22 protein-coding genes and 1 tRNA gene are annotated in these 23,430 nt (G+C 68.0%); 6 read left to right on the forward strand and 17 right to left on the reverse strand.

The genetic code is table 11. The annotated features are described in order from the left end of the window. The first annotated feature begins 7 nt into the window (after window positions 1-7). Genes E0H45_RS03625 through proS form a run of 3 tightly spaced genes read left to right on the forward strand, consistent with a single transcriptional unit; the run spans window position 8 to window position 3,710 of the window. Complete coding sequence (locus E0H45_RS03625; protein ID WP_165546349.1) at window positions 8-1,360, forward strand: sensor histidine kinase; 1,353 nt, start codon at window positions 8-10, stop codon at window positions 1,358-1,360. Continuing rightward, window positions 1,357-2,253 carry a TAXI family TRAP transporter solute-binding subunit gene (locus E0H45_RS03630; protein WP_131334840.1) on the forward strand — a complete coding sequence of 299 codons (897 nt, stop codon included), beginning with the start codon at window positions 1,357-1,359 and terminating at the stop codon, window positions 2,251-2,253. The genes E0H45_RS03625 and E0H45_RS03630 overlap by 4 nt, the downstream gene beginning before the upstream one ends. 44 nt (window positions 2,254-2,297) lie before the next feature. After that, on the forward strand, window positions 2,298-3,710 hold the full coding sequence (gene proS / locus E0H45_RS03635; protein WP_131334841.1) for a proline--tRNA ligase: 1,413 nt from the start codon (window positions 2,298-2,300) through the stop codon (window positions 3,708-3,710). On the opposite strand, the gene E0H45_RS03640 is transcribed toward proS, so the two are convergent. The 6 genes from E0H45_RS03640 to E0H45_RS03670 form a co-directional block, all read right to left on the reverse strand. Beyond that, window positions 3,704-4,348: a DUF4241 domain-containing protein gene (locus E0H45_RS03640; protein ID WP_131334842.1), complete on the reverse strand. Its 645-nt coding sequence runs from the start codon at window positions 4,346-4,348 to the stop codon at window positions 3,704-3,706. The genes proS and E0H45_RS03640 overlap by 7 nt on opposite strands. A 38-nt stretch (window positions 4,349-4,386) precedes the next feature. Then, window positions 4,387-5,370, reverse strand: a complete 984-nt coding sequence (locus E0H45_RS03645; protein ID WP_131334843.1) for a helix-turn-helix transcriptional regulator — start codon at window positions 5,368-5,370, stop codon at window positions 4,387-4,389. A 383-nt stretch (window positions 5,371-5,753) separates the two neighbouring features. Then, complete coding sequence (locus E0H45_RS03650) at window positions 5,754-7,193, reverse strand: GuaB1 family IMP dehydrogenase-related protein (RefSeq protein ID WP_131334844.1); 1,440 nt, start codon at window positions 7,191-7,193, stop codon at window positions 5,754-5,756. A 495-nt stretch (window positions 7,194-7,688) separates the two neighbouring features. Further along, entirely contained in the window at window positions 7,689-8,879 is a 1,191-nt protein-coding gene (locus tag E0H45_RS03660) for a TRAFAC clade GTPase domain-containing protein (RefSeq protein ID WP_131334846.1), read from the reverse strand. 582 nt (window positions 8,880-9,461) lie between these two features. Next, a complete protein-coding gene (katG, locus tag E0H45_RS03665; protein ID WP_131334847.1) occupies window positions 9,462-11,684 on the reverse strand; it encodes a catalase/peroxidase HPI in 2,223 nt (740 codons plus the stop codon). Between the two features lie 36 nt (window positions 11,685-11,720). Then, window positions 11,721-12,137 (reverse strand): Fur family transcriptional regulator, encoded by a 417-nt coding sequence (locus E0H45_RS03670; RefSeq protein WP_131334848.1) that lies wholly within the window; start codon window positions 12,135-12,137, stop codon window positions 11,721-11,723. A gap of 105 nt (window positions 12,138-12,242) precedes the next feature. On the opposite strand from E0H45_RS03670, the gene E0H45_RS03675 reads away from it, so the two are divergent. Then, window positions 12,243-12,794, forward strand: a complete 552-nt coding sequence (locus E0H45_RS03675) for a hypothetical protein (protein WP_131334849.1) — start codon at window positions 12,243-12,245, stop codon at window positions 12,792-12,794. A gap of 81 nt (window positions 12,795-12,875) precedes the next feature. Here the strand turns inward: E0H45_RS03675 and E0H45_RS03680 are convergent, their stop codons facing one another. Beyond that, the gene (locus E0H45_RS03680) at window positions 12,876-13,610 is read right to left on the reverse strand and encodes a hypothetical protein (protein ID WP_131334850.1); all 735 of its coding nucleotides are present in this window, start codon (window positions 13,608-13,610) and stop codon (window positions 12,876-12,878) included. Between the two features lie 120 nt (window positions 13,611-13,730). Then, a complete protein-coding gene (locus E0H45_RS03685; protein ID WP_131334851.1) occupies window positions 13,731-15,107 on the reverse strand; it encodes an FAD-dependent oxidoreductase in 1,377 nt (458 codons plus the stop codon). A gap of 64 nt (window positions 15,108-15,171) precedes the next feature. Between E0H45_RS03685 and E0H45_RS03690 the strand changes: the two genes are divergently transcribed. Continuing rightward, window positions 15,172-15,810, forward strand: coding sequence for a TetR/AcrR family transcriptional regulator (locus E0H45_RS03690; RefSeq protein ID WP_131334852.1), 639 nt, complete (start codon window positions 15,172-15,174; stop codon window positions 15,808-15,810). 4 nt (window positions 15,811-15,814) lie between these two features. Here E0H45_RS03690 and E0H45_RS03695 read toward each other — a convergent pair whose 3' ends face one another. After that, window positions 15,815-16,693 carry an SDR family oxidoreductase gene (locus E0H45_RS03695; RefSeq protein ID WP_131334853.1) on the reverse strand — a complete coding sequence of 293 codons (879 nt, stop codon included), beginning with the start codon at window positions 16,691-16,693 and terminating at the stop codon, window positions 15,815-15,817. An 86-nt stretch (window positions 16,694-16,779) separates the two neighbouring features. Here E0H45_RS03695 and E0H45_RS03700 point away from each other — a divergent pair, with 86 nt between their 5' ends. Beyond that, a complete protein-coding gene (locus E0H45_RS03700) occupies window positions 16,780-17,355 on the forward strand; it encodes a TetR/AcrR family transcriptional regulator (RefSeq protein ID WP_131334854.1) in 576 nt (191 codons plus the stop codon). A 222-nt stretch (window positions 17,356-17,577) separates the two neighbouring features. On the opposite strand, the gene E0H45_RS03705 is transcribed toward E0H45_RS03700, so the two are convergent. From E0H45_RS03705 to E0H45_RS03740, 8 genes are all read right to left on the reverse strand, one after another. Further along, a tRNA-Ala gene (locus E0H45_RS03705) sits at window positions 17,578-17,650 on the reverse strand. Window positions 17,651-17,723: 73 nt separating this feature from the next. Beyond that, window positions 17,724-18,518 (reverse strand): divisome protein SepX/GlpR, encoded by a 795-nt coding sequence (gene sepX / locus E0H45_RS03710; protein WP_131334855.1) that lies wholly within the window; start codon window positions 18,516-18,518, stop codon window positions 17,724-17,726. A gap of 97 nt (window positions 18,519-18,615) precedes the next feature. Further along, window positions 18,616-19,233 (reverse strand): GNAT family N-acetyltransferase, encoded by a 618-nt coding sequence (locus E0H45_RS03715; RefSeq protein ID WP_131334856.1) that lies wholly within the window; start codon window positions 19,231-19,233, stop codon window positions 18,616-18,618. After that, on the reverse strand, window positions 19,233-19,721 hold the full coding sequence (locus tag E0H45_RS03720; RefSeq protein ID WP_131334857.1) for a MogA/MoaB family molybdenum cofactor biosynthesis protein: 489 nt from the start codon (window positions 19,719-19,721) through the stop codon (window positions 19,233-19,235). Before E0H45_RS03720 ends, E0H45_RS03715 begins: the two co-directional genes overlap by 1 nt. Then, a complete protein-coding gene (gene moaC / locus E0H45_RS03725; RefSeq protein WP_131334858.1) occupies window positions 19,718-20,236 on the reverse strand; it encodes a cyclic pyranopterin monophosphate synthase MoaC in 519 nt (172 codons plus the stop codon). Before moaC ends, E0H45_RS03720 begins: the two co-directional genes overlap by 4 nt. Continuing rightward, on the reverse strand, window positions 20,233-21,459 hold the full coding sequence (gene glp, locus E0H45_RS03730) for a molybdotransferase-like divisome protein Glp (protein ID WP_131334859.1): 1,227 nt from the start codon (window positions 21,457-21,459) through the stop codon (window positions 20,233-20,235). Before glp ends, moaC begins: the two co-directional genes overlap by 4 nt. Window positions 21,460-21,536: 77 nt before the next feature. Then, the gene (locus tag E0H45_RS03735; RefSeq protein WP_131334860.1) at window positions 21,537-22,010 is read right to left on the reverse strand and encodes a GNAT family N-acetyltransferase; all 474 of its coding nucleotides are present in this window, start codon (window positions 22,008-22,010) and stop codon (window positions 21,537-21,539) included. Window positions 22,011-22,012: 2 nt separating this feature from the next. Next, window positions 22,013-23,398 carry a UTP--glucose-1-phosphate uridylyltransferase gene (locus tag E0H45_RS03740; protein ID WP_131334861.1) on the reverse strand — a complete coding sequence of 462 codons (1,386 nt, stop codon included), beginning with the start codon at window positions 23,396-23,398 and terminating at the stop codon, window positions 22,013-22,015. Window positions 23,399-23,430 lie beyond the last annotated feature (32 nt).

The raw sequence follows: 23,430 nt of genomic DNA on the forward strand, positions 1-23,430 counted from the left end.
CCGGTTGATGAGCGTCCTCGCGCTGGTGTCGCTCGTGCTGATGGCTGCGCTGGTGATCCCGTTCCTGCTGGCGGTGTCGGACTCCCAAGCGCAGCGGTTGCAGTTGACGCGGAGCGCGGCGCTGGATCGGTTCGCAGGGCTGGCTGGGCGGTCCGCAGCGGAGGGTGACTACAGCGGGGTGCGACTGGAGGCGCAGCGGCATCAGGAGTTGTACGGCGAGTCCGTACTGGTGACGGACTCGGCGGGGCAGGTGATGGTGTCGACGGGTTGGCTGACGAAGGCGTCGCCGGGTGTCGGGCAGGTGGCCGATCTGGCGGCGCGGGACCTGCCGCAGTTGTCGATCGACCCCTTGCTGCCTTGGAGTTCGCCGCGGACGTTGATCGCCACACCGGTCGGATCCCCGCACGAGCCGGAGGGCGCGGTGGTGCTCGCCGTCGACGCGTCGTCCGCGATCGGTCAGGTACGGCGGCTGTGGGCGATCATCTGCGCCGCCGCAGTCGTGGCCGAGCTGTTGCTGCTGTTCCTGGCCGCGCAGACGAGTCGCTGGGTGATCCGCCCGGTGAAGCGGCTCGAGGACTCGGTCGTCGAGCTCGGCCGGTCGGCCACGTGGAACCAGCCCCTGGAGGCCGGCGGGCCGCCCGAACTGCGGAGGCTGTCCCGCGCGGTCGAGGAGATGGGCGCGACGATCCAGCGCTCGATCGACGTCCAGCGCCAGATGGTCGCGGACTCGTCCCACCAGCTCCGCAATCCGCTCGCGTCGCTCCGCCTGCGCATCGACGGGCTGGCCGCCGAGCTCCGCGACCCGGCGAGCCCTGGTTTCGCCCACGTCCAGCACGACCTGGAACGCCTGGAGGACGTCCTGGCCGACCTCCTCACGCTCGCCGCCCTCGAATCCCGCCTCACCGACCGCACACCTGCTGAACCTCAGGACTGCCTCCTGGACGCGGTGATCCACGATGCCGTCGAGACCTGGCTCCCCGCTGCGGACGCGGCCGGCATCACCATCCACGTGGAGACCACCGAGGGCCTGATCGCGGCCGCCTCGGAACACGACTTGCGACAACTGCTCGGCGCCCTCCTCGACAACGCCATCAAGTACGCCGGACAAGGCGCTCGCGTCACCCTCACAGCCCATCCGGGTGTCGTCGTCACCGTTTCTGATGACGGCCCGGGACTGTCGGAGGAAGAGCTGCGGTCCGCGACCAACCGGTTCTGGCGAGGCAGCGCGGCGGCGATGGGCACCGGGCTCGGACTGGCGATCGCCGAACAGACCGCACTCGCGGTGGGCGGCAGTCTCGAGCTCACCAGGACCGACCCGCACGGTCTCACCGCGGTCGTCCGGCTGCAGGAGGTGCCGTGAAACGCCGTACCTTGCTGGTCGCCGCTTTGGGGCTGACCGGGTGTTCCGGACGTGGGCCTGCTGTCGACCGGCTGACGATCGCGGCCGGGGAACCTGGTGGGTTCTACCTGGAGTTCGCGCAGTTGCTGGCGGGGCAACTGGTCGCGAGCGGGGTGGCTCGGGAGACTCAGGTGAAGTCGACCGGGGGAAGCGCTGACAACTTGAGGCTGTTGGCGAAGGGCGAGACGGATCTGGCGCTGAGCCTCGCGGATGCTGTGACCGCGGGTCCAGGCGTGCGGGCCATCGGGCGGGTTTATGAGAACTACTTGCAGTGCGTGGTGCGCGCGGACAGCTCGTACAAGTCGCTACGAGATCTTGGCGGTGCGACGATCTCGGCGGGGGCAGCAGGATCGGGTGCGGCGCTGACCGCGTCGCGGTTGCTCGTTTCCGCCAAGGTCGACGCGACCACCAGTCACCTTCCGCTGGCCCAGGCGGCGGACGCGCTCGCGAGCGGATCGATCGACGCGATGTTCTGGTCCGGCGGCGTCCCGACCGCGACGCTCGACAAGCTGAGCAAGCAGACGCCGATCCGGCTGCTGCCGTTGGACAGTTCGCTCGGCGCGCTTCGACGTACGTATGGCGCCGTGTACCAGGACGTTCGCGTGCCGACCGGCGTGTACGGCGCGACGGCGCCGGTGAGCGTGATCGGGATTCCGAACCTCCTGCTCTGCCGTCCGGAGCTGTCCGCGGACGTTGCCCGCGGCGTCGCGAAAACGCTTTCTCGCCAGGCGGTTCATCTCGTCCCGCCGTCCGCCGTCGGAGCGCAGTTCCTGAATCTCCAGTCGCTGGTCGTCACTGCGCCGATCCCACTGCACGACGGCGCGACCGAGGAGTACCGCCGCCTGTACGGCTAGAAATGCGTGGCAGTGCCTACGATCTCGTTCCTAGACTGGCAGGCATGACAGCGACCCGATCCGTGCTTGCCGCGCAGGCGACGGACTTTCCCCGATGGTTCCAGGACGTGATTTCCAAGGCCGAGCTCGCTGACAACGGGCCGGTGCGGGGGACCATGGTCGTGCGACCGTACGGGTACGGGATCTGGGAACTGTTGCAGGAGGCAATGAATCGCCGGATCAAGGCGACCGGAGCGCAGAACGCGTACTTTCCGCTGCTGATTCCGGAGAGCTACCTGCAGCGCGAGGCCGAGCACGTCGAGGGTTTCAGCCCGGAGCTCGCGGTCGTGACACATGCCGGCGGAAAGCAACTCGAGGAGCCCGCGGTCATCCGGCCGACATCGGAAACCGTTGTCGGCGAGTATCTGGCGAAATGGATCCAGAGCTACCGCGACCTCCCGCTGCTACTGAACCAATGGGCGAACGTCGTCCGCTGGGAGCTACGCCCGCGGCTGTTCCTGCGCACCACCGAATTCCTTTGGCAGGAAGGCCACACCGCGCACGCCTCCGCCGAGGACGCCCGCGCCTTCGCGACGAAGATCCTGTACGACGTCTATCGCCAGGTCATGGTCGACGTCCTCGCGATCCCGGTCGTGGTCGGCCGCAAGACGCGGCGGGAACGGTTCGCGGGCGCGGTGAACACGATGACGCTCGAAGCGATGACGGGTGACGGCAAGGCCCTGCAGATGGGTACGTCGCACGAGCTCGGGCAGAACTTCGCGCGTGCGTTCGACATCGGATACCTGTCGAGCGAGGGACGGCGTGAGCTCGCGTGGACCACGTCCTGGGGCAGCAGCACCCGGATGGTCGGCGGCCTGATCATGGTGCACGGCGACGACAACGGCCTCCGCGTCCCGCCTGCGGTCGCGCCGGTGCAGGTCGTCGTGCTCGCCGTGAAGGACGAGGCGATCACCGCGGCTCACGCCATCGCCGACGAGCTGACCGCGGAAGGTCTGCGCGTCACCGTCGACGACCGGGCCGACCAGCCGTTCGGGCGCCGCGCGGTGAACTGGGAGCTGAAGGGCGTCCCGATCCGCATTGAGGTCGGCCCCCGCGACCTGGCCGCCAACAACGCAACCGTCGTACGACGCCTCCGCGATTCGGCCAAGACCGCCGTCAACCTGACCGAACTCACCGCACACGTCGTCAATGCGATCGAGGCGGACCAGACACATCTGCTGGCCGAGGCGACCGCACGCCAGACCGCCCGCATCACCACCGTGTCCACCGTTGACGAGGCGGTTGACGCCGCAGCCACCGGGTGGGCGCGCATCCCGTACGACGCCGTCGGCGAACAGGGCGAGGACCGCCTGGGCGAGTCCGGCATCACGGTCCGCTGCCTACAACGCCCGGACGGCGGGCTGCCGGTGGAGGACAACGAGCCGGACCTGACGGCGTACGTCGCGCGCTCCTACTGAATGTCGTGCATGAAGGTGGTCACCACGCAGACCACCTTCCCCTCGGCATCCCGGCCGAGCCAGAACGGGTACATGCCATCGCCGGCACCCGAGTTCGTCACGGCGATGGCATGCCCGCTCACCGGATCGGTGACAACCGCCGGCACCGCCTTCCAGTCGTCGCACGCGCCCGCCAGGCGGTCCCAGGCTCCGTCCCCGAACGCCTCGTTCGCCGCCGCGTCCACGATGCACGCGAGGCCCGTGTCGACCGGGTAGCCGTACTGCTTGTCCGGGTCCTGCCCGTCCAGCATCGCCACCTCCCACGCGACCACCGGGGTGTCCCGGACCTCGACGCGCAACGCCGCGATCTCGGACCAGTTGAGCCCCGGATCACTCGTGTACGCCGTGGTGAGCCGAGCCGCCGAGGCCGGATAGGACCCTGGCTCCACCTGCTCGGCCAGCGTCGGCAGGTCGGAGTCCCCGACCATCGACGGGTCGCACACCACGAAGCGCCCGCTGGGCATCGGCAGCTCACCGAGCGACTCGACGGTGAGCGTCTGCTGGAAGTCGTACGGATCGCCGATGATCGTCGTACCGATGTCGCGGTAGGTACGGCCGTGGGTGAAGTAGCGGGAGAGGTCAGGTGCCTCGAGGGGCATACGCGCTCCAAGGTCGGGGAGCTGGTGACCTTAGCGGCCTAGCGGGCCAGGTATCTGCGGACGTCGTCGGCAACCTGGGAGCGGTACCGGAAGCCGTATTTGCGGAGGATCGCGCTGAGGTGGGTCTTGACGGTGTTGAGGCTGACACCGAGCTCCGCCGCCAGCTGGTCGTTGTCGAGACCGTCGGTCAGCAGGACGGCGACGGTCTGCTGCGCCTTCGTCAGGCTGGTGAACCGGCGCTCAGGGCCCTCGTCGGTCTCCATCAGCATCTCGATCAGCTCGGACTGGATGTGCTCGGCGGCGTCGACGATCCGCCCCAGATGCGTGTGTACGGCGGTACTCACGTCCGGCTCGTCCAGCGCCTCGGCCGCGATCTCCCGGATCGAGGCGACCCGGTGCGTCAGGTACTCCATCACGTGGTCGGACGTCAGCAGGTTCGGGCCGACGTCCCCCGCGGGCAGCCGGCGCAACGACTCCCGGTCCTCGCCCTCACGGGTCAGTACGCGCTCGACCACCTCGCACAGCCACTCGAACGCCCGTACCGCATTGTCGTCGTACGACCCGGATTCGTAGCTCTGCATCGAGAGCATCCCGAACAGCTGATCGGGCCCGTCCTTGGCCGGCCGGAAGATCGGCACGGTCACCGCGTCCTCGGACCGCCGCCGCAGGTCCCCCACCGGTACGCCGGCGTGCAGGGTGGAACCGTTGTCGTAGGCGAACCGGTACGTGTGCCGGTGCTTGAGCAGCCAGGCCGTCTGCCCGTTCGGCCCGAAGATGTGGGTGTCCGGGTTCGCGTACTCACCGTCGTCGTACCCGTACGGGAACCGCACCCGGCTGCTGCCCTGCAAGAACCCGACGTAGAAGGCGTCGACGCGCGCGATCTTCCCGGCCACCACCCGGACGTAGTCGTACAGGCTGTAATGGTCGGACCGGAACAACGCCTCGATCTTGTGGTACGCCTCGCGCAGGATGATCGCGGTCTCCGCGTCAACCCTCAGCGGGGCGACCTTGTCTGCCTCCACAACGTCGGCTCCCCACACATACCTCTGCTGTACCGATCACTCGACTATCGCGCTGTACCCAGCGACTTGCCAAGTGATGCAGTGGACATGTGGTGAAAAGACGATCGTGGGTGGTGCCTGCAGGCTCCCGAGTCGCCCTCCCAAGCCTCGGCCGAACCTCTGCACCACCCACGACCATGAGCAGGACACCAGTGACTGCTGAGCACCCGCGTCGATCGGTCCCGCCGCCCCCGGCGTGACCCCGACCCCCCGACGGATGGTTCGGTGCCCTTCCTCCCCCTGTTGCCTACACCGTGCCACCGATCGCCCAGCGTGACCATCGCCCGGCGCATGATCTTGCCGGGCTCGGAGCCTCACCCCGGGGATGAGGGCACTGCAGTCGATTACAGCCAGCTGGTGTCGAGCGGCTTGCCCTCGGCGTACCCGGCGGCCGTCTGCAGTCCGACGACGGCGCGCTCGTGGTACTCGGTCAGGTTGGCTGCGCCGACGTACGTGCAGGAGCTACGGATGCCCGAGACGATCGAGTCCAGCAGGTCCTCGACGCTCGGGTTCTCCGGGTCCAGGTACATCCGGGCGGTCGAGATGCCCTCCTCGAAGATGCTCTTCCGGGCCCGCTGGAACGGCGAGTCCTCGACGGTCCGGGACCGGACGGCGCGGGCCGACGCCATCCCGAAGCTCTCCTTGTAGATCCGGCCCTGGCTGTCCCGGTGCGGATCGCCGGGCGACTCGTACGTACCGGCGAACCAGGACCCGATCATCACGCTCGACGCCCCCGCGGCCAGCGCGAGCGCGACATCACGCGGATGCCGTACGCCGCCGTCCGCCCAGACGTACTTGCCGAGCTCACGCGCCCTGGTCGCGCACTCCAGCACGGCGGAGAACTGCGGACGCCCGACGGCGGTCTGCATCCGGGTCGTGCACATCGCACCCGGGCCGACGCCGACCTTCACGATGTCCGCGCCGGCGTTCACCAGGTCCGTGACACCTTCGGCGGTGACGACGTTCCCGGCCACGATCGGCACCCGCGGGCCAAGAGCCCGAACCCGTTCGACCACCTCGAGCATCCGCTCCTGGTGACCGTGTGCGGTGTCGATGACGAGGACGTCCACGCCGACGTCCAGCAACGCCTTCGCCTTCTGCTCGGCGTCGCCGTTGATCCCGATCGCGGCGGCGACGCGGAGCTTGCCGCCGGCGTCGAGGGCCGGTTCGTACAGCGTGGCGCGGAGAGCGCGCTGGCGGGTGAGGATGCCGACGATCCGGCCGTCCGCGTCGACGACCGGCGCGAGCCGGTGCCGGCCGTCGTGCAGCTGGTCGAACGCCGTCTCGGGGTCGATGCCGTGGGGAACCGTCAGCAGCTCGCGGGACATGATCGCGTCCAGCTGGGTGAACCGGTCGACGCCGGAGCAGTCGGCCTCCGTCACCACGCCGACCGGCCGGCCCTGGTCGACCACGATCACCGCGCCGTGGTTGCGCTTCGGCAGCAGGTTGAGCGCCTCGCCGACGGTCCCGGTCGGCGGCAGCGTCAGGGCGGTGTCGTGGACCGGATCCCGTTCCTTGATCCAGGCAACCACGTCGGCGACCACGTCGACCGGGATGTCCTGCGGAATCACCGCGAGGCCACCACAACGCGCGATCGTCTCGGCCATCCGCCGTCCCGACACCGCGGTCATGTTCGCCGCAACCACCGGAATCGACGCACCGGTCCCGTCCGCGGTCGCCAGGTCCACATCCAGCCGGGACGCCACCCTCGACCGATTGGGCACCAGAAACACGTCGCTGAAGGTCAGATCTCCCGCCGGCTCCCGATCATGGTGAAACCGCATGCCAGACCCCTTCCGCCCGTGTCCAAACCCAGCCAGCCTGCCACGCACCCGACCAGAATGAAAGCATTCTGAAGGTACGGCCCGCTGTACTGCGGTGGACAGGCAACGTCTACCGATCGGGACGAAATGACTCGAGGTCTGCAACCGAGGGTGGACCCTTGGCATCCCAGACTCTGGCATAGGCTCCTGCAACGAGCGGCCAGATCTGATGCAGGCCGTCTTCGACCGACTCGATCTCATCAGCCAAGTCTCCGGACACGACGAACTCGTGCGGGATGACGCGACCAGCCGAATCCTTCCGCCCCAACGGGTCGGGAAAGCGCAGAGCGACCTTCCCGGCTGTACGGCGCCACGTCGTCGGCTCGTCCTCGAGACCCGCGAAGCTACGTTCGTAGTCCAAAAGTGGGTCGGACCCCCCTCCGTTGAGGAGGAACCGAAACCCCCAGGAACGCCCTCGAGTGGCCCAGATGAGGTTCTTGAACGGGTTCCCAGGGCTCACTTGAGACTCCTGATGAGCAGCTTGTCCTTGACGCCTTGGTCCAGGTCCAACTTGAACTGCGTGAGCGTCGCGGTCAGGAAGTCGTGGTGGTCCCGGGCCTGGGCATTGATCTCCCTGAGTTGCGACCCGGCCATCTTGGCCGCTGCAGTCAGGACAGGGAGCGCGGCCAAGCTCGCGAGGGGGCCGACCTTCGGCAGGATCGCAACCAGCTTGTCGACACCAAGAGACTTCCCGCCCATCAGGACCGCAGCCAGGGTCTCGGCGCCGTCCGCCAGGGTGTCCAGCACCTGCCTCGGGATCTCCATCCGCTCGTTCCACTGCACTCGGCGCTCGAGGGGAAGTATTGAGGCGACCGGCAGGATGAGGTTGAGCCCGACCCGTTGGGTCACATCAATCTCCAACGGCTCCCGACCAGCCGCGGAGAGCTCGAACTTGGCCGAGGAGAGCAGCATGAAGTCCTCGCCCACCGATAGCGCGTCAGGCGTGTCCACGAGGTCCTTGAGCGTCGAGCGCAGGTCGTCGAGGTGACTGGCGGCCTTCTCGATCACGAGGTCCCGGAAGGAGTAGACGTCCCAGTCCGGGAAGAGATCCGCCTTGGACAAAGCCATGATCCAGATGCGCGGGAACTCGACCAGGCGGTCCTCGTCGTCCAGCAGGTCGTCCTTGAGTCGCAGCACGCCCTGGCGGAAGTTCGTCAGGAGCGACTTGAGGTACCGCTCCTCCTCGCCCTTGTAGTCCAGCAACTTCTGGCCATCCACCAGCAGGAACGCGACATCGGAACGCAGCAGCGACCGGAAGGTGTCGACACGGCGATTGGCCTCTTCCTCGCTGCTCGGAGACTCCTCGAACCACTCCCCCGGGTAGTCGTGCCATGCGAGTCGCAGGGCATCGAAAGGCCGCTTCTTCGCTGCGGCGTTGTCCCCGCCCTTGAGCTTCACCGAGAAGTAGTAGGTCGTGGCCTCGAACCGCGTAGGCATCGGCGCCCTCGCGCGGTCCCTCATGCCGAGGTAGTTCTGGTAGAGCCGGTTGCCCTGGCCGGTGTCGTCTGCGACGAGGTCCCAGAGATCATTCGAATACGAGCCCTCCTGCGTCGGGCCGAAGAACGAGGAAACAAGCACCGTCTTCCCGGAGCCGCTCTCTCCGAAAACCGCGATGTGCTGCTCGCGGGTCCTGGGGTATTTCGCCATGGCGCGAACGTACCTCAAACCCTCGACTCACACGCGGACAGGGAAGGTACAGCGCAAGGCCCTGTCCACCGGCGCTTCCCGGCCGTCGATACGGACGCCCAGGCCATCACAAGTGCCGCACACGACGCCCGCGCACGCTCACCCCGCGCGCCACGCCGCAATTGTGAGGGCCTGGACGTCCCACCCGGCCTCCGGGCCGCTTGCCGTCGTCAGCGGTCGAGGCTGTGGTTCTGTCGTGGTGGGAAGTTTGCGCGATGGTGTCCGGCTCCGGACGTCACCAATCGGCGCGAAGTTGCCAACGGCACCTGGCCGGAGAAGGCGTGCGCAATCGCGCGGTTGGCATCGAGTTCGGCCTGACGTTGGGCCTGGTTCTGTTTGAGGCTGGGCCGCGACCATGCATACAGCCGGAGGGCCGGCCCTCCGGCTGGTGTTTCGCGACGTCGGGTCGAGTTGGGGAGGTTTTCTTCCCGAATCGGGAGGGAAATCCTCCCCAACCCCTGCGCGGGCCGGTAGCAAAAGGTGCCGATAGGTCGGCGGACATGCGAACAGACTCCCCCTTGTGGGGGAGCCTGTTCAGGTTTGTCAGCGGTGGAGGTCGAAGCGGTCGAGTTCCATGACCTTGTGCCACGCGGTGACGAACTCGTCGACGAACTTCTGCTTGGCGTCGTCGCTGGCGTAGACCTCGGCGAGGGCGCGGAGTTCGGAGTTCGAGCCGAAGACCAGGTCGGCGCGGGTGCCGGTCCACTTGACCTCACCGTTGACGGTGGCCTCGAACGTCTCCTCGCTCTCGTCGGCGGCGTGCCACTCGGTGCCGAGGTCGAGCAGGTTCACGAAGTAGTCGTTCGTGAGCGTGCCGGGGTTTTCGGTCAGTACGCCGTACTTCGAACCGTCGTAGTTCGCACCGAGAACGCGGAGACCGCCGACCAGGACCGTCAGCTCCGGAGCGCTCAGCTTGAGCAGGTTCGCGCGGTCGAGCAGCAGGTACTCGGCCGGGAGCCGGTTGCCCTTGCCGTTGTAGTTGCGGAACCCGTCCGCGACCGGCTCGAGCGCGGCGAACGAGTCGGCGTCGGTCTGCTCCGCGGTCGCGTCCACGCGGCCGGGCGTGAACGGTACGACGACGTCGTACCCGGCGTTCTTCGCCGCGACCTCCACACCGACACCGCCGGCGAGGACGATCACGTCGGCCAGCGAGACCGGCTTCGCGAAGGACTGCTGGATGCCCTCGAGCGTCCGCAGTACCTGCGCGAGCTCGTCGGGGTTGTTGACCTCCCAGCCGCTCTGCGGCTGCAGGCGGATGCGGGCACCGTTGGCGCCACCGCGCTTGTCACTGCCACGGAACGTCGACGCCGACGCCCACGCGGTCGAGACCAGCTGCGCCACCGACAGACCGGACGCTGCGATCGCGGCCTTCAGTGCGGTCACGTCGTCGGCGTTGATCAGCTCGTGGTCCACGGCCGGCAGCGGGTCCTGCCAGATCAGCACCTCGCTCGGGACCTCGGAGCCGAGGTACCGGACGACCGGGCCCATGTCGCGGTGGGTCAGCTTGTACCAAGCACGCGCGAACGCGTCCGCGAACGCGTCCGGGTCCTCCTTGAACCGTCGCGAGATCGGCTCGTAGATCGGGTCGAACCGCAGCGACAGGTCCGTGGTCAGCATCGTCGGCAGCTTCTTCGGGCCGTCGTACGCGTCCGGGATGATCGCCTCGGCGTCCTTCGCGACCCACTGGTTCGCGCCGGCCGGGCTCTGCGACAGCTCCCACTCGTGGCCGAACAGGATGTCGAAGAAGTCGCTCGACCACTGCGTCGGCTTCGTGGTCCAGGTGACCTCGAGGCCGCTGGTGATCGCGTCCTTGCCCTTGCCGGTGTTGTACGTGCTCTTCCAGCCCAGGCCCTGCTGCTCGATCGACGCGGCCTCCGGCTCGGCGCCGACGTTCTCCGCCGGGCCGGCGCCGTGGGTCTTGCCGAACGTGTGACCACCGGCGATCAGCGCGACGGTCTCCTCGTCGTTCATCGCCATCCGGCCGAACGTCTCGCGGATGTCGCGGGCCGCCGCGATCGGGTCCGGGTTGCCGTTCGGGCCTTCCGGGTTCACGTAGATCAGGCCCATCTGGACCGCACCGAGCGGACGCTCGAGGTCGCGGTCACCGGAGTACCGCTTGTCGTCGAGCCAGGTGGTCTCCGGACCCCAGTACACGTCGGTCTCCGGCTCCCACACGTCCTCGCGACCACCGGCGTACCCGAAGGTCTTGAAGCCCATGGTCTCCAGCGCGACGTTGCCGGTGAGGACCATCAGGTCGGCCCAGGAGATCTTCTGGCCGTACTTCTTCTTCACCGGCCACAGCAGCCGGCGAGCCTTGTCCAGGTTGCCGTTGTCCGGCCAGCTGTTCAGCGGCGCGAACCGCTGCTGACCGGCGCCCGCGCCACCGCGGCCGTCGTGGATCCGGTACGTGCCGGCGCTGTGCCAGGCCATCCGGATCATCAGCGGGCCGTAGTTCCCGAAGTCGGCCGGCCACCAGTCCTGAGAGGTGGTCAGCACCTCGGCGATGTCCGCCTTCACGGCGGCCAGGTCCAGGGTCTCGAACTCCGCGGCGTAGTCGAACTCCTCGCCGAGCGGGTTCGCGACGGCCGGGTTCTTGGCCAGGATCTTCAGGTTCAGCTGGTTCGGCCACCATTCGCGGTTGGCGTTCCCGCTGGTCGGGTGCACGCCCTGACCGTGGTTCACCGGGCAGCCACCGGTCTCGCCGCTGGTCTCGCCGCGGCTCTCCGCGGTGGCCTCGCCGGGCAGGGGCTCATGGTTCTCGGACATCAGATTCCTTCCAGGACTGGACGTTTTCAAAGGAAGTCAGGTACGTCGTGCGCAGTCCGCGCACAGGCCCCAATAGATGACCTCGGCCTCGTCGATGACGAACCCGTGGTCGTCGGACGCGGTCAGGCAGGGCGCGTGCCCGACCGCACAGTCGACGTCGGCGATGGCACCGCACGATCGGCAGACAACGTGATGATGGTTGTCACCCACGCGCGATTCGTACCGCGCCACCGACCCCAACGGCTGGATCCGCCGCACCAGGCCCGCCGCTGTCAACGTGTGCAGCGAGTCGTACACCGCCTGGTGCGACGCCTGGGGCAATTCGTTGCGCACGGCACCGATAATCGAATCGGTATCCGCATGCGGATGCCCGTACACCGCGGCCAGCACTGCCAGCCGCGGCCGAGTCACCCGCAGCGAAACCCCACGCAACAGCCCCTGAAGCTCCTCCATCGTCGGCACGTTCCAGAGTCTTCCGCGGTTTCTGGAATGAGTCAAGATTAGCTGACGCGTTTCTCAACCTGAGACATCAGCGGGCACGGCCCCTACAGTGATTTCATGCCTGTGGTTGGGCGGCTCAGGGGTTGGAGGCTCACGACCGGCGTCGGCGTACTCGCTCTCGCCGCCGTCCTCGTCGCGCTGATCCTCACCCGAGGTCCGGACGCTCCACAGACCTTCGGCCCGTGGTATCCCCTCACCAACCAGGCCGGCGCCCGCGCGTCCGCGGACTTCGAGAACCACGTCCCCTGCAGTATCGACAATCCCCCCGTGGCCGACTGCCAACGAGTCAAGCTGGGCATCGTCCTCTACGGCACCCCCGCCGCGCCGTCGACGTACCTCATCTCCATCATCCGGGTAGGCACCGGCGACAACACCAGGGAAACCCACGAAGGCACCTGGACCGTCACTCGAGGCACTGCCCTCGACCCCGCAGCAACCGTCTACCAACTAGACGCCTTCGCCCCCGCACACCTCCGAGCCTTCTGGCCCGTGAGCACCGAGATCCTCTACCTCCTGGACCAAACCCGCATGCCCCGCCCCGGCACCGCCGCGTACGGCTACGCCCTCACCAACATCCCCATCGGCCAAACGGTCCAGCCCCCGGGCTGACAGCTACCGCGGATGGCTCCCCGGCTCGTTCCCCCCGAGCCACATCAAGCATCGAGCGGGGGTAAAGCTCAGTCAACGGCCTTAGGGAGCGACCTGGGTCTCTCTACGCCCGGGCCCCTGGCCGACGCCGGCGTTCAGGGCTTCTCGTGAGCTCAGGCCGCTGCTTTCGCTGGTATCGATGACGCCGAGCGTAAAGGCGACCACGGCGTCCGCGAACAGACTGGCGTCGTCCGAGCTGTACGCCTCCATCTGTTCGTCCTGTACGCGCGAGCGCAGCAGGAACCCGTCCAGCATCGACTGGATGGTCAGTCCGTAGCGCTCGATGGTCCAACCGGGTCGCATCCTGACACCGAACGCGGCGAACAGTTGCCCGTAGCCCTCGTACCACGGCGCCAACGCCTGCAGCATGTCCTCGACGATCGCGGCCTTGAGTTTCGGATGCTGCTCCAGCAGGGGCCCGATATGCAGCAGCAGGAACGACCGCGGGTACGACAGCAGACTCGCAAGCATCGCGTCACAGAATTGTGCAATCGCTTGAGCGACGTTGTCGGCCTCCACCAGACTCGCCATGTCGGCCAGCTGCAAGGACGGATTGGCGTTCGGCGCGTCGCGGTACAGCATCGTGTGAATCACCGCGTCGTTGACGAAGTCCTCCTTGGACTCCCACCGATTGTCGAACGACTTCCGGCTCACCCCCGGCTGCCCGCCGTCCCGGGCCAGCCGAACCACGTCCTCCTTCCGCAGCCACTCCAAGGTCGCCGGAAAGTCGATCGAACTCAACCGCCGCGGTCGCTCCTCCGGCGATGTCACGAACATCGCATCGATCAACTGAGCGGCGGCATCAAGAAACTGCTTTGCACTCGCATCATCAGTAACGGCTTTAGGTCGTGGCACCACAAACCCCCTCCCGCAGACTTCAGGACCACTACACCGCCCTCACTCCGCGCTGTCCATCATCCGAAGGATGGCTGCTTCGCCTGACGCGCAGAGCAGCCCGTCGGGGCGGATCAGGAGAGCGTCGTGTTCGCCGTCGGGTTTGACCTGTACGACGTTCACGCGCGAGGACCGGGCGGTTGGCCAGGTGCGGGCGCCGAAGTCGAGAAGGAGAGCGCGGCCGGGGTACAGCAGGGTGGAGAGCCAGGTCGGGCCGTCGTCGGTGATCAGCTCGAGGTCGGGGATTCGGTTCGGTGCGTCGAGACCGGACATCATGCCGGCGAGGTACCGGTTCGTGTCGGGCAACCGCATCAGGTCCGTGAAGATCTCGCGCAGCTCGACGACGTCCTCACTCGCGCCCGGGAGGGCGAAGACCCGTTGCGCGGCGGTGTGGCGCAGTACGCGCGCAGCCATCGGATGCCGCTCGGTCTGGTAAGTGTCCAGCAGGTCAGCCGTGCCATGGACCGCGGCGGCGAGCTTCCAGCCGAGGTTGAACGCGTCCTGTACGCCGAGGTTCAGGCCCTGCCCACCGAACGGTGGATGAATGTGCGCCGCATCCCCGGCGAAGAAGATCCGCCCGTACCGGTAGGACTCCAGCTGCCTCGTGGCATCACCGAACTCCGACGAGTTGAGCACCTCCGCAAGCCTGGTTTCCTCGCCGTACAAAGCGGTCAGCGCATCCTGCGTCTCATCCGGCGACGCGACTCCGTCCCGCCCGAAGGTGAACCGGTACTTCCGCTCGCCGACCGGCACGAGCATGCCCCAGTAGTCGTCTCCCTGCTTCGTCAACGTACTGAAGTGCCCAGCGGTCACCGGCACCTGATCGGACGCCGACGACAGCCGTACGTCGGTGAGCACCGCGCGGAACGTTCCGGGTCGGCCGGGGAACGGTACGTCGAGAAGCTTGCGAACCGTACTGTGCGCACCGTCGCACGCCACCAGGTACCGCGCCCGCACTGTGTCTCCTCCGGCGGTGACAGTCACGCCGTCGTCGTCCTGTTCGACCGCGCTGACCTCCACGCCTCGGCGTACGACGGCTCCTTGTCCGACAGCGGCGTACTCGAGCTCTTCCTCGACGATCCACTGCGGCACGGAGATCGGGTACTGATGCCGGGTGTTCCACGGCGATGCGTCGAGCGGGACCGGAAGTCCGGCGAAGTGCCCGCCGACCTGCTCGCGCGGCAGTTCGCGCGCCTGGATCGGGCCGAGCAGCCCGCGCATGTCCAGCACCTCGGCGGTGCGGGCCTGCAGCGCGCCGCCTTTTGTTTGCTCGAGCCGCGCGTCCAGCCGTTCGAGGACGGTCACGTCGACTCCGGCGAGCGCCAACTCGTACGCCAGCATCAGTCCGGTCGGGCCCGCGCCCGCGATCACCACGTCCATGAGAACTCCCCTCAGTGCAAAAGTAGACTAAGTGCAGAGTAGCACTGAGTGCTAAAGTCGCCTCATGACGTTGCGCGAGCGGAAGAAGCTGCGGACCCGGGCGGCGATCTCGGAGGCGGCCATCTCGCTGTTCATCGAGCACGGGTTCGACCAGGTGTCGATCACTCAGGTCGCGGAGGCCGCGGACGTCTCGCGGCGGACCCTGTTCGCGTACTTCCCGACCAAGGAGGACCTGGTCGTCCACCGGTTCGCCGACCACGAGGACGAGCCCGCGCGCGTGGTGCGCGCCCGTCCGGCCGGCCAGTCACCTCTGACCGCTTTACGCGAGCACTACCTGGACGCCCTCCATGCACAGGATCCGATGACCGGCCTCACCGACGTGCCGGAAGTGCTCCACCTGTACGACCTGCTGCGATCCACACCGCAGCTGATGGCCCGCATGCTGCAGTTCAACGAGACTTCCGAGACTCAACTGGCGGCGGCCCTGCACGAGACCGCGGACACCGCCGAACTCCCCGCCCGCCTGGCCGCCGCCCAGATCGTTTCGGTCCAGTGGACTCTCTCGATCGCCAACTACGACCGCGCCCTCGCAGGCGCCCGTGCCGACGACGCATACCCGGCCGCCGCCGCAGCCGCCAACCAGGCCTTCGATCTCCTGGCCGGCGGGCTGGGCGGCCTCTGGCCCAGCACCCCGTTGCCGTAAGCAACTAGTCGATGTTCTCCAGGTCCTCGAGCAGGCTCGGGTGCTGGGGGTGCCAGTTGAGTGCCTGGCGGGTGTGGGCGCTGGAGGACGGCTGGTCGGTTGCGAAGATCGGGCCGAGCGGACCGTACGTCGCCTCCGGGACAGACTCGACCGGCAGGCCGAGGCGCCGGCCGATGACCGCAGCGATGTCGCGTACGGCGTCACCCTCGTCATCCACTGCATGCCAGGCGGTTCCTGCCGGCGCGTTCTCCAGCACCCGCCGGAACAGGACCGCTGCATCGAGTGCGTGTACGGCGGGCCAGCGCTGCGTGCCGTCACCGGGATACCCGGACACACCGGTCTGGCGCGCGATCTGCGTGAGCAGGCCGGCGAATCCGCCATCACCCTGATTGTGGACGGTGCGCGGCATCCGCACAGCCGCACTCCGGACACCGCGCGACGCCAGGTCCAGCGTCGCCATGACGGAGCGGCTACGGCCGCCGACCGGTCCGTCGGTCGGCAGCGGGTCGGCTTCCGTAGACGTCCGGCCAGGCACCCACGGCGTACCCGACACCGTGACGAGCGGACGATCACTTCCCACCAACTCGTCCCCCAAGGTCCGGAGCGCGGCGCCTTCCTCGGCGATCCCCGCCGCCAGTGCCTCTGGGCTGCTGAAGTCGTTGCTGAAGGCAAGGTGAATCACGCCGTCGGACTTGGCCGCGCCGGTACGCAGGACATCCAGGTCGACAAGGCCGCCGCGAACGGTCGCAGCACCTGCCTCGCGAAGGACCGCCTCGGACGAGTCGGAACGGGCGAGCGCAAGCACGGAGTGGCCGTTGTCGAGCAACTCGCGAACGACGGCCGAGCCGATCAGCCCGGTACCGCCGGTGATGAAGACCTGCATGGGACGCTCCTCATAGGTGATGGGACCTTTGTCTCATCACCGTAGCACTCGACGGGACAAAGGTCCCATCACCTAGAATGGGTCTCATGGCTCGATGGCAACCCGGTGCGCGCGATCGGCTGGTCCTGGCCGCGGTCGACCTGTTCGCCGACCAGGGGTACGACGCCACGACCGTCGCCCAGATCGCCGAACGCGCCGGCGTCACCAAGAGCACGTTCTTCCGCCACTTCCCCGACAAGCGAGAGCTCCTGGTGGCAGGCCAGGAAACCCTGTGCCGCCTCTTGGTCGAAGGCATCACCACAGCCCCCGAATCGGCCACCCCACTAGAAGCAGTAGCAGCCGGCCTGGAACGCGCCTCGAACGCCATGGGCCCCCTGAACCGAGAGCTGGCCCCTCGCCTGAAAGCAGCCATAGCCGCCAGCACCGAACTCCAAGAACGCGACGCCCTGAAAACCGTAGGCCTAGCCAAAGCCATGTCAGACGCCCTGAAAACAAGAGGCGTCGCCGACCCCATCGCCCACCTAGCAGCAGAACTAGGAGTCCTGGCCTTCAAACAGGGCTACGCCACCTGGACAGCCCTAGAACAAGACGAAGCAGGCCTAGCCCCCCACGTCGCAGCAGCCCTAAAAGACCTAAGAACAGCAACCACAGCCCTCGGCTAAAGCAAACCCGACCCAACCCCAGCAGCCGAGCCAACCGCGAAACCCAACCACCGCGGCCGAGGTGACTGCCCAACCCGACCACGGAGCCGAGCGAAGCGAAGGCGCAAGGGGGTGCGGGTGGCGGAGCCCCCGCTGGCGGCAAGCGCAGCGCAGCCGCACAAAATGACGAAGGCGAGGCGGTCAGCGCAGGAACTGCGCGACACACCTCGCCTATCGGCTTCGTGGAGCTGAGGGGATTCGAACCCCTGGCCTCTTCGTTGCGAACGAAGCGCGCTACCAACTGCGCCACAGCCCCAAAGCTGGTCGCCTGGTTTCCCTGGCGACCGCGAAACTCTAACACGTAGAGGCCCGCAGACTAAAACCGGATATCAGTCGCCGACGGCCCGCTTGACCTCGATCTCTTCGGCCGGCTGAGGGGTCGGCGCTTCGGCGGCTGCGGGCTTCTCGGACGGGTCCGTCGTACGGGCGCTGGAGAAGACTTCGTCGTCGGTGAGGGAGATGGTCCGGACCGTGCGGTCGGGTGCCTTTTCCTTCATGACGTACGTCGGAAGCGTGACCGGCACCGGGTCCCACAGGCCCTCGGCGGCCGGCTTCTCCTCCTTCGCCGCGGCAGGCTTCGGAGCGGGCTCGGCGGGGAGCTTGACCTCGATGGTCATCTCTTCGTCGGGCGACGGCGCCGGCTTGCCGGCCGGGCCGCGGTCGTGGCGAGACTGCGCGCGAGCACGACGTTCGGCCGCGGTCTGCGTCCGCGTACGGGCCTGCCGCCGCAGCTGCACCCGGGTGAGTACGACGAAGCCGGCGATCAACGTGCCCGGGATCGCCACCGTCCACCACGGCAGCATCGCCAGACCGGCGAGCGCCACGACGGACAGCAGTGAAAGGGTCAGGATCGACAGCACCCGCCGACGGCGCATGGCGGCCACCCGGCGGGCTCGGTTGGGGACGTACCGCTTGGGTGGCGACGAGTCGTCGGCGGCGACGGTTCCGGCCGGGCGTACGACGTACCGGGTCCGCGACGAGTCGCGGGACAGCACGCGCGCCTCGTCGGACGACGGCACGACCGGACGGCGCCGCGCTTCTTCGCCCCGCTTCAGCCACATCGGGACGAGGTAGGCGGCCCACGCGGCGACGATCGCCACATAGATCAGCCCTGTCGTCCCCATGCGACGACGCTAAGGTGCGGATAGGGCCAGATGAGGTACGTGGGACGGTGTGTCGCAAGAAGACTCGTGTGACTGATGTGAATAGCACGCACCGTAGTCAGCCCAATCGCGAAATAAGACCGGGCCCGACCTCTTCGACATTGAGCGCGAAGATGCGGTGATCGCGCCAGTCGCCGTCGATGTGCAGGAACCGCGGCCGCTCGCCTTCGAACCGGAAGCCGAGCTTCTCGACCACGCGCAGACTTGCCTTGTTCTCCGGGCGGATCGCCACTTCGATCCTATGCAGGCCAAGGGTGAACCAGCAGTGGTCGGCAGCCATCGCGACTGCCGTGGGCACGATGCCACGACCCGCGTACTGCTCGTCGACCCAGTAGCCGAGGTTCGCCCAGCGCGCCGATCCGTAGGTGATCCCGGACACGGTGAGCTGTCCGACCAGCGGCCATTTCGATCGCGCGCCGGCGCCCGCCGCACCGCCGTACGTGATGACGAACGGCAGCATCCGTCCGTACCGTGCTTGCCGGTTCCAGTCGCGTGCCATCGCGCGGAACGTTCGCGCGCCGTCGTCCGCACCGGGTGGCTGGGTCGCGTCCCAAGGCCGCAGCCAACTGACGTTCCGTTGGCGCGCGGCGGCCCACTCGCTGCCATCGCCGGCTCGCAACGGCCGCAACCCGACCTGCCCGTGCTTCAGCTCCACAGGCCATTGCACGACCGCCATCAGTCGACGTCCGTCCGCACATGGTCCCCACCGTGCACTTGCTCGACCGCATGTCGCAGCAGTGGCTCCAGTACAGCGAGACCGTCCTTCACACCGCCCCGCGAACCAGGCAGGTTGACGATGACCGTAGTACCCGCGACGCCTGCCAGCCCACGTGACAAGGCAGCCGTCGGTACGCCGTTCGCCACGCCGTACGCCCGGATGGCTTCAGCAATCCCCGGCACCACCTTCGACAGCACACCAGCCGTCTGCTCGGGCGTCTCATCAGTGGGCGAGATCCCCGTACCACCTGTCGTCAGCACTACGTCGTACGACGCCTCGACCGCCGCACGTAGCGCCTCCCCGACCGGCGCACCGTCCGGGACCACGTCAGGCCCCGACACCTCGAAACCCCATTCCGCCAACCGCGCCGCGATCAGCGGACCTGTGGTGTCGGTGTAGACCCCAGCGGCCGCTCGATTGGAGACGCTGACGACGAGAGCCCTCACGGCCGCTCCCAGTGCCCGGTCTTGCCGCCTTCTTTCAGCTCCACCCGCACGTCAGTCAGCACCGCAGCCGGATCCAGCGCCTTCACCATGTCGATCACGGCGAGCCCGGCGACGGCGACCGCGGTCAACGCCTCCATCTCGACACCGGTCCGGTCGGTGGTCTTCACCTGAGCCTGGATCAGTACGGCGTCGTCCGCGACCTCCAGATCGACCTTGGCCCCGGTGATCGCGATGGGATGGCACAGCGGAACCAGGTCCGGCGTCCGCTTCGCGCCCATGATCCCGGCGATCCGGGCGACACCGAGCGCGTCCCCCTTCGGTACTCCATCACCGCGCAGCGCCGCCACCACCTCGGCGGAAACCAGAACCTTGCCGCTGGCAACGGCTCGCCGGACCGTGGTGTCCTTCGCGGACACGTCGACCATCCGCGCGGCCCCGGCCTCGTCGACGTGAGTCAGCCCACCGGCTCCCGGCGTACCGGAGCCGGCGGTCGTCGCGCCGGGGTCCTGCGTCATCCGGTCTCCTTATCCAGAAGCATCAGCTCGACCTGGTCGCCGGCGCGGACCGAGGTCACGTCCTCGGGCACCACGATCAGTGCGTTCGCCCGGCTCAACCCGCCGAGCAGGTGCGAGCCGTGCCCGCCGACTGTACTGGCCATCCAGCCCTCGTCGCCGGACGTGGCCGCAGCGCGGACGAACTGCCGCCGCCCCGCGGGCGAGCTGAACCCGTCCAGCGTCACGCCGGGCACCAGGACCCGCCGGTACGGCATCTGCCCCATCATCTTGCGCAGCGCCGGCCGCACGAAGACCTCGAACGAGATGTACGCCGAGACCGGGTTGCCGGGCAGCGTGAAGATCGGCACCTCGTCCTCACCGATCACGCCGAAACCCTGCGGCTTGCCCGGCTGCATCGCGACCTGCGGGAAGTCCACCGTGCCGAGCTTGGAGAGCTCCTCCTTCACGATGTCGTACGCACCCATGCTGACGCCGCCGGTGGTGATGACCAGGTCAGCACGCACCAACTGGTCGGACAGCGTGTCCATGATCCGCTTGGGGTCGTCGTCGACGATGCCGACGCGGTACACCACCGCCCCGGCGTCCCGCGCGCACGCCGCCAGGGTGTAGCTGTTCGAGTCGTAGATCTGCCCGTCGCCCAGCCGGCTCCCCGGCTCCCGCAGCTCGGCCCCGGTTGAGATCACCACGACCCGTGGTCGCGGACGCGCCCTCACCCGGGCCCGCCCGACCGCTGCGAGTACGGCGATCTGCCGCGGACCGAGGACGGTGTCGCGGTCGAGCACCTGTGTCCCGGCCGTCACGTCCTCACCCGCGCGCCGCACCGAGCCACCGAGCGGTGGCTGCTGCGTGATCCGCACGGTGACCGTCCCGCCGTCGGTCCACTCGACCGGCACGACACTGTCCGCCCCACGCGGCATCGGCGCACCGGTCATGATCCGCACACAGGTCCCGGGGGTCACGACGATCGGCTCACTGCGCCCGGCCCGGAACTCCCCGACCACCGGAAGGCCGATCGGGTTCTCGTCCGAGGCCCCGGCCAGGTCACCCGCCTGAACGGCGTACCCGTCCATGGCGGAGTTGTCGAACCCCGGAAGGCTCACCCCCGAGACGATGTCCTCGCAGAGCACCAGCCCGACCGCGTCCATCAACGGCTGGTCGAACGCCGGCAGGGCCGCCACCCGTCCGAGTACGACCTCTAGATGCTCATCCACACTCCGTCTCACGAGCTCGACCCTAATCCACCCATCCGCTGTTTCAGCGCCAAGTTCCGGACGGGTGCGCGAAGAAGTCCGGTTGAGGTCTAGGTGGGTTCCGATTCCGGGTGATTGCCCCAGACCATGCGGACGTCCGGGGCGCGTTCCTCGTTCGCCGAGCCGTCGGTACGGCGTACCTCACGGAAGTCGTGCCGCCGGTAGAAGGTCTGCGCGCGCGTGTTGGTCTGGAAGGTCCACAACGCCAGACCGCCGGGGCGAAGATCTTTGGCGAGGTCGACGAGCGCGGAGCCGATGCCCTGGCCGGCCGCGTCCGGGGCGACGTACAACTGGTCGAGGTCGTCACCGTCGAGGGTGAGGACCGCGACGATCCGGCCGTCGTCGAGGGCGACCCAGGTCTGCGCGTCCGGGAGCAGTACGTCGGCGAACCACGTGGCGACCTGCTCCGCGGTGTGGATCGCGGGCGGCAGCTGGGAGTCCTCTGTGTGCCGTGAGCGCCACCAGACCGCAGCGGCCTCGTCGGTGTCGTAGGGCTCCAGCGGGCGGACGAGCAGGTCGCCCACGCTCAACGCAGTTCGGTCCCGTCCGGAATCACCCGGCGCTCACCGTCGGGCGCTGTCACCTCGACGTCCCCGATCACCACCACATCTTTGCCGAAGGCAACATCGCCGCGGACCTCCAGCCGGTCGGCCCGGACCAGCGACGGCGACCCGGCCGGGAAGCGGGCGTCGAAGTCGGCGAGGATCTTGAAGTACTTCGGGTCCAGGTCGACGTACGGCTCGTCGCCCTCGTGCGTCGTGGTCAGGTCGCCGGTCTCGTCGAGCTCGTACACGTCCGAGCGCAGCACCAGCAGGTCGTTCGTCGTCTTCACCGGCTTGAACCGGCTGCGGTCCACGATCACCGCCTGCGACCCGTCGAAGGTCTCGATCGCGGTCCCCATCCCGGTCTCCAGCTGGATCACCTTCGGCGAGGACGGGTCGGCCGGGTCGACGGTCTTGCGGTTCACGAGGATCGGCAGCCCGAGAATCCCGTCGTGCCCGTCCATCAGCTCGGCGAGCCGGTCAAGATCGATCCACAGGTTGTTGGTGTTGAACATCCGGTGCCGGGTGACGTCCTGGAAGTACTGCGTGTCCTCGTCGGCCACCTGCGCGCTGTCCCGCAGGATCAGCCGCCCGTCGGACTTCCGCACCGCGACGTGCCCGCCCTTGCGGTCGGACCGCGTCCGCCGGCAGACCTCCATCCCGAACGGTACGTCGTGCTCCGCCATCCAGGCCGCGATCCGCGGGTCCGGGGTGGCACCGAGGTTGTCCGCGTTCGAGATGAACGCGTGCCGGAAACCGTGATCCCGCAGCGCGTCGAGGGTGCCCGAGGCAACCAACGCGGTGAACAGGTCGCCGTGCCCGGGCGGGCACCAGGCGAGCTCCGGGTCCGGCTCCCACTCGGCCGGCGTCAGGTCGTCGGCGAGCAGCTTCGGCTCCATGTTCTGCAGGAAGTCGAGCGGCAGGCCGTCCACCGCGAGCCCGTCGTACTCGCTGAGGATCTGCAGCGACTCGGTCTTGGTGCGGAACGAGTTCATCAGCACCAGCGGCAGCGGTACGTCGTACGCGCGCCGGGTACTCAGGATCTGGCGGGCGATGATGTCCAGGAAGCTCAGCCCGTCCTTGACCGGCAGCGCGGACTTCGGGCCGGTGACGCCCATCGACGTACCGAGGCCGCCGTTGAGCTTGATGACCACCGTCTCGGCCAGGGCGGCGCGGAGCGCCTCCGGGTCGGTGTCCAGGTGGTCCAAGTGCGGCAGGTCGCCCACCGGCTCGATGTCGTCCTCGCGGATCTTTCCCTGTTGTCCGGACTCGAGCAGCCGGTAGTAGTGCGTGAAGACACGTATCGCGACGTCGGCAGCACCGGCCGCGCGCATCTTCTCCTGCGCTTGTCTGAGACCCACCTCACCCATGCACCAACCCTAGGGGACGGCAGGCAATCCCA

The organism is Kribbella soli (assembly GCF_004331345.1).
Taxonomy (GTDB): Bacteria; Actinomycetota; Actinomycetes; order Propionibacteriales; family Kribbellaceae; genus Kribbella; species Kribbella soli.

Bases quoted from the DNA above. Each gene is read 5' to 3' on its own strand.
- E0H45_RS03625 (WP_165546349.1), top strand. From the start codon at position 8: ATGAGCGTCCTCGCGCTGGTGTCGCTCGTGCTGATGGCTGCGCTGGTG.
- proS (WP_131334841.1), top strand. From the start codon at position 2,298: ATGACAGCGACCCGATCCGTGCTTGCCGCGCAGGCGACGGACTTTCCC.
- E0H45_RS03640 (WP_131334842.1), bottom strand. From the start codon at position 4,348: ATGCCCCTCGAGGCACCTGACCTCTCCCGCTACTTCACCCACGGCCGT.
- E0H45_RS03650 (WP_131334844.1), bottom strand. From the start codon at position 7,193: ATGCGGTTTCACCATGATCGGGAGCCGGCGGGAGATCTGACCTTCAGC.
- E0H45_RS03660 (WP_131334846.1), bottom strand. From the start codon at position 8,879: ATGGCGAAATACCCCAGGACCCGCGAGCAGCACATCGCGGTTTTCGGA.
- katG (WP_131334847.1), bottom strand. From the start codon at position 11,684: ATGTCCGAGAACCATGAGCCCCTGCCCGGCGAGGCCACCGCGGAGAGC.
- E0H45_RS03670 (WP_131334848.1), bottom strand. From the start codon at position 12,137: ATGGAGGAGCTTCAGGGGCTGTTGCGTGGGGTTTCGCTGCGGGTGACT.
- E0H45_RS03675 (WP_131334849.1), top strand. From the start codon at position 12,243: ATGCCTGTGGTTGGGCGGCTCAGGGGTTGGAGGCTCACGACCGGCGTC.
- E0H45_RS03680 (WP_131334850.1), bottom strand. From the start codon at position 13,610: ATGTTCGTGACATCGCCGGAGGAGCGACCGCGGCGGTTGAGTTCGATC.
- E0H45_RS03685 (WP_131334851.1), bottom strand. From the start codon at position 15,107: ATGGACGTGGTGATCGCGGGCGCGGGCCCGACCGGACTGATGCTGGCG.
- E0H45_RS03690 (WP_131334852.1), top strand. From the start codon at position 15,172: ATGACGTTGCGCGAGCGGAAGAAGCTGCGGACCCGGGCGGCGATCTCG.
- E0H45_RS03695 (WP_131334853.1), bottom strand. From the start codon at position 16,693: ATGCAGGTCTTCATCACCGGCGGTACCGGGCTGATCGGCTCGGCCGTC.
- E0H45_RS03700 (WP_131334854.1), top strand. From the start codon at position 16,780: ATGGCTCGATGGCAACCCGGTGCGCGCGATCGGCTGGTCCTGGCCGCG.
- sepX (WP_131334855.1), bottom strand. From the start codon at position 18,518: ATGGGGACGACAGGGCTGATCTATGTGGCGATCGTCGCCGCGTGGGCC.
- E0H45_RS03715 (WP_131334856.1), bottom strand. From the start codon at position 19,233: ATGGCGGTCGTGCAATGGCCTGTGGAGCTGAAGCACGGGCAGGTCGGG.
- moaC (WP_131334858.1), bottom strand. From the start codon at position 20,236: ATGACGCAGGACCCCGGCGCGACGACCGCCGGCTCCGGTACGCCGGGA.
- E0H45_RS03740 (WP_131334861.1), bottom strand. From the start codon at position 23,398: ATGGGTGAGGTGGGTCTCAGACAAGCGCAGGAGAAGATGCGCGCGGCC.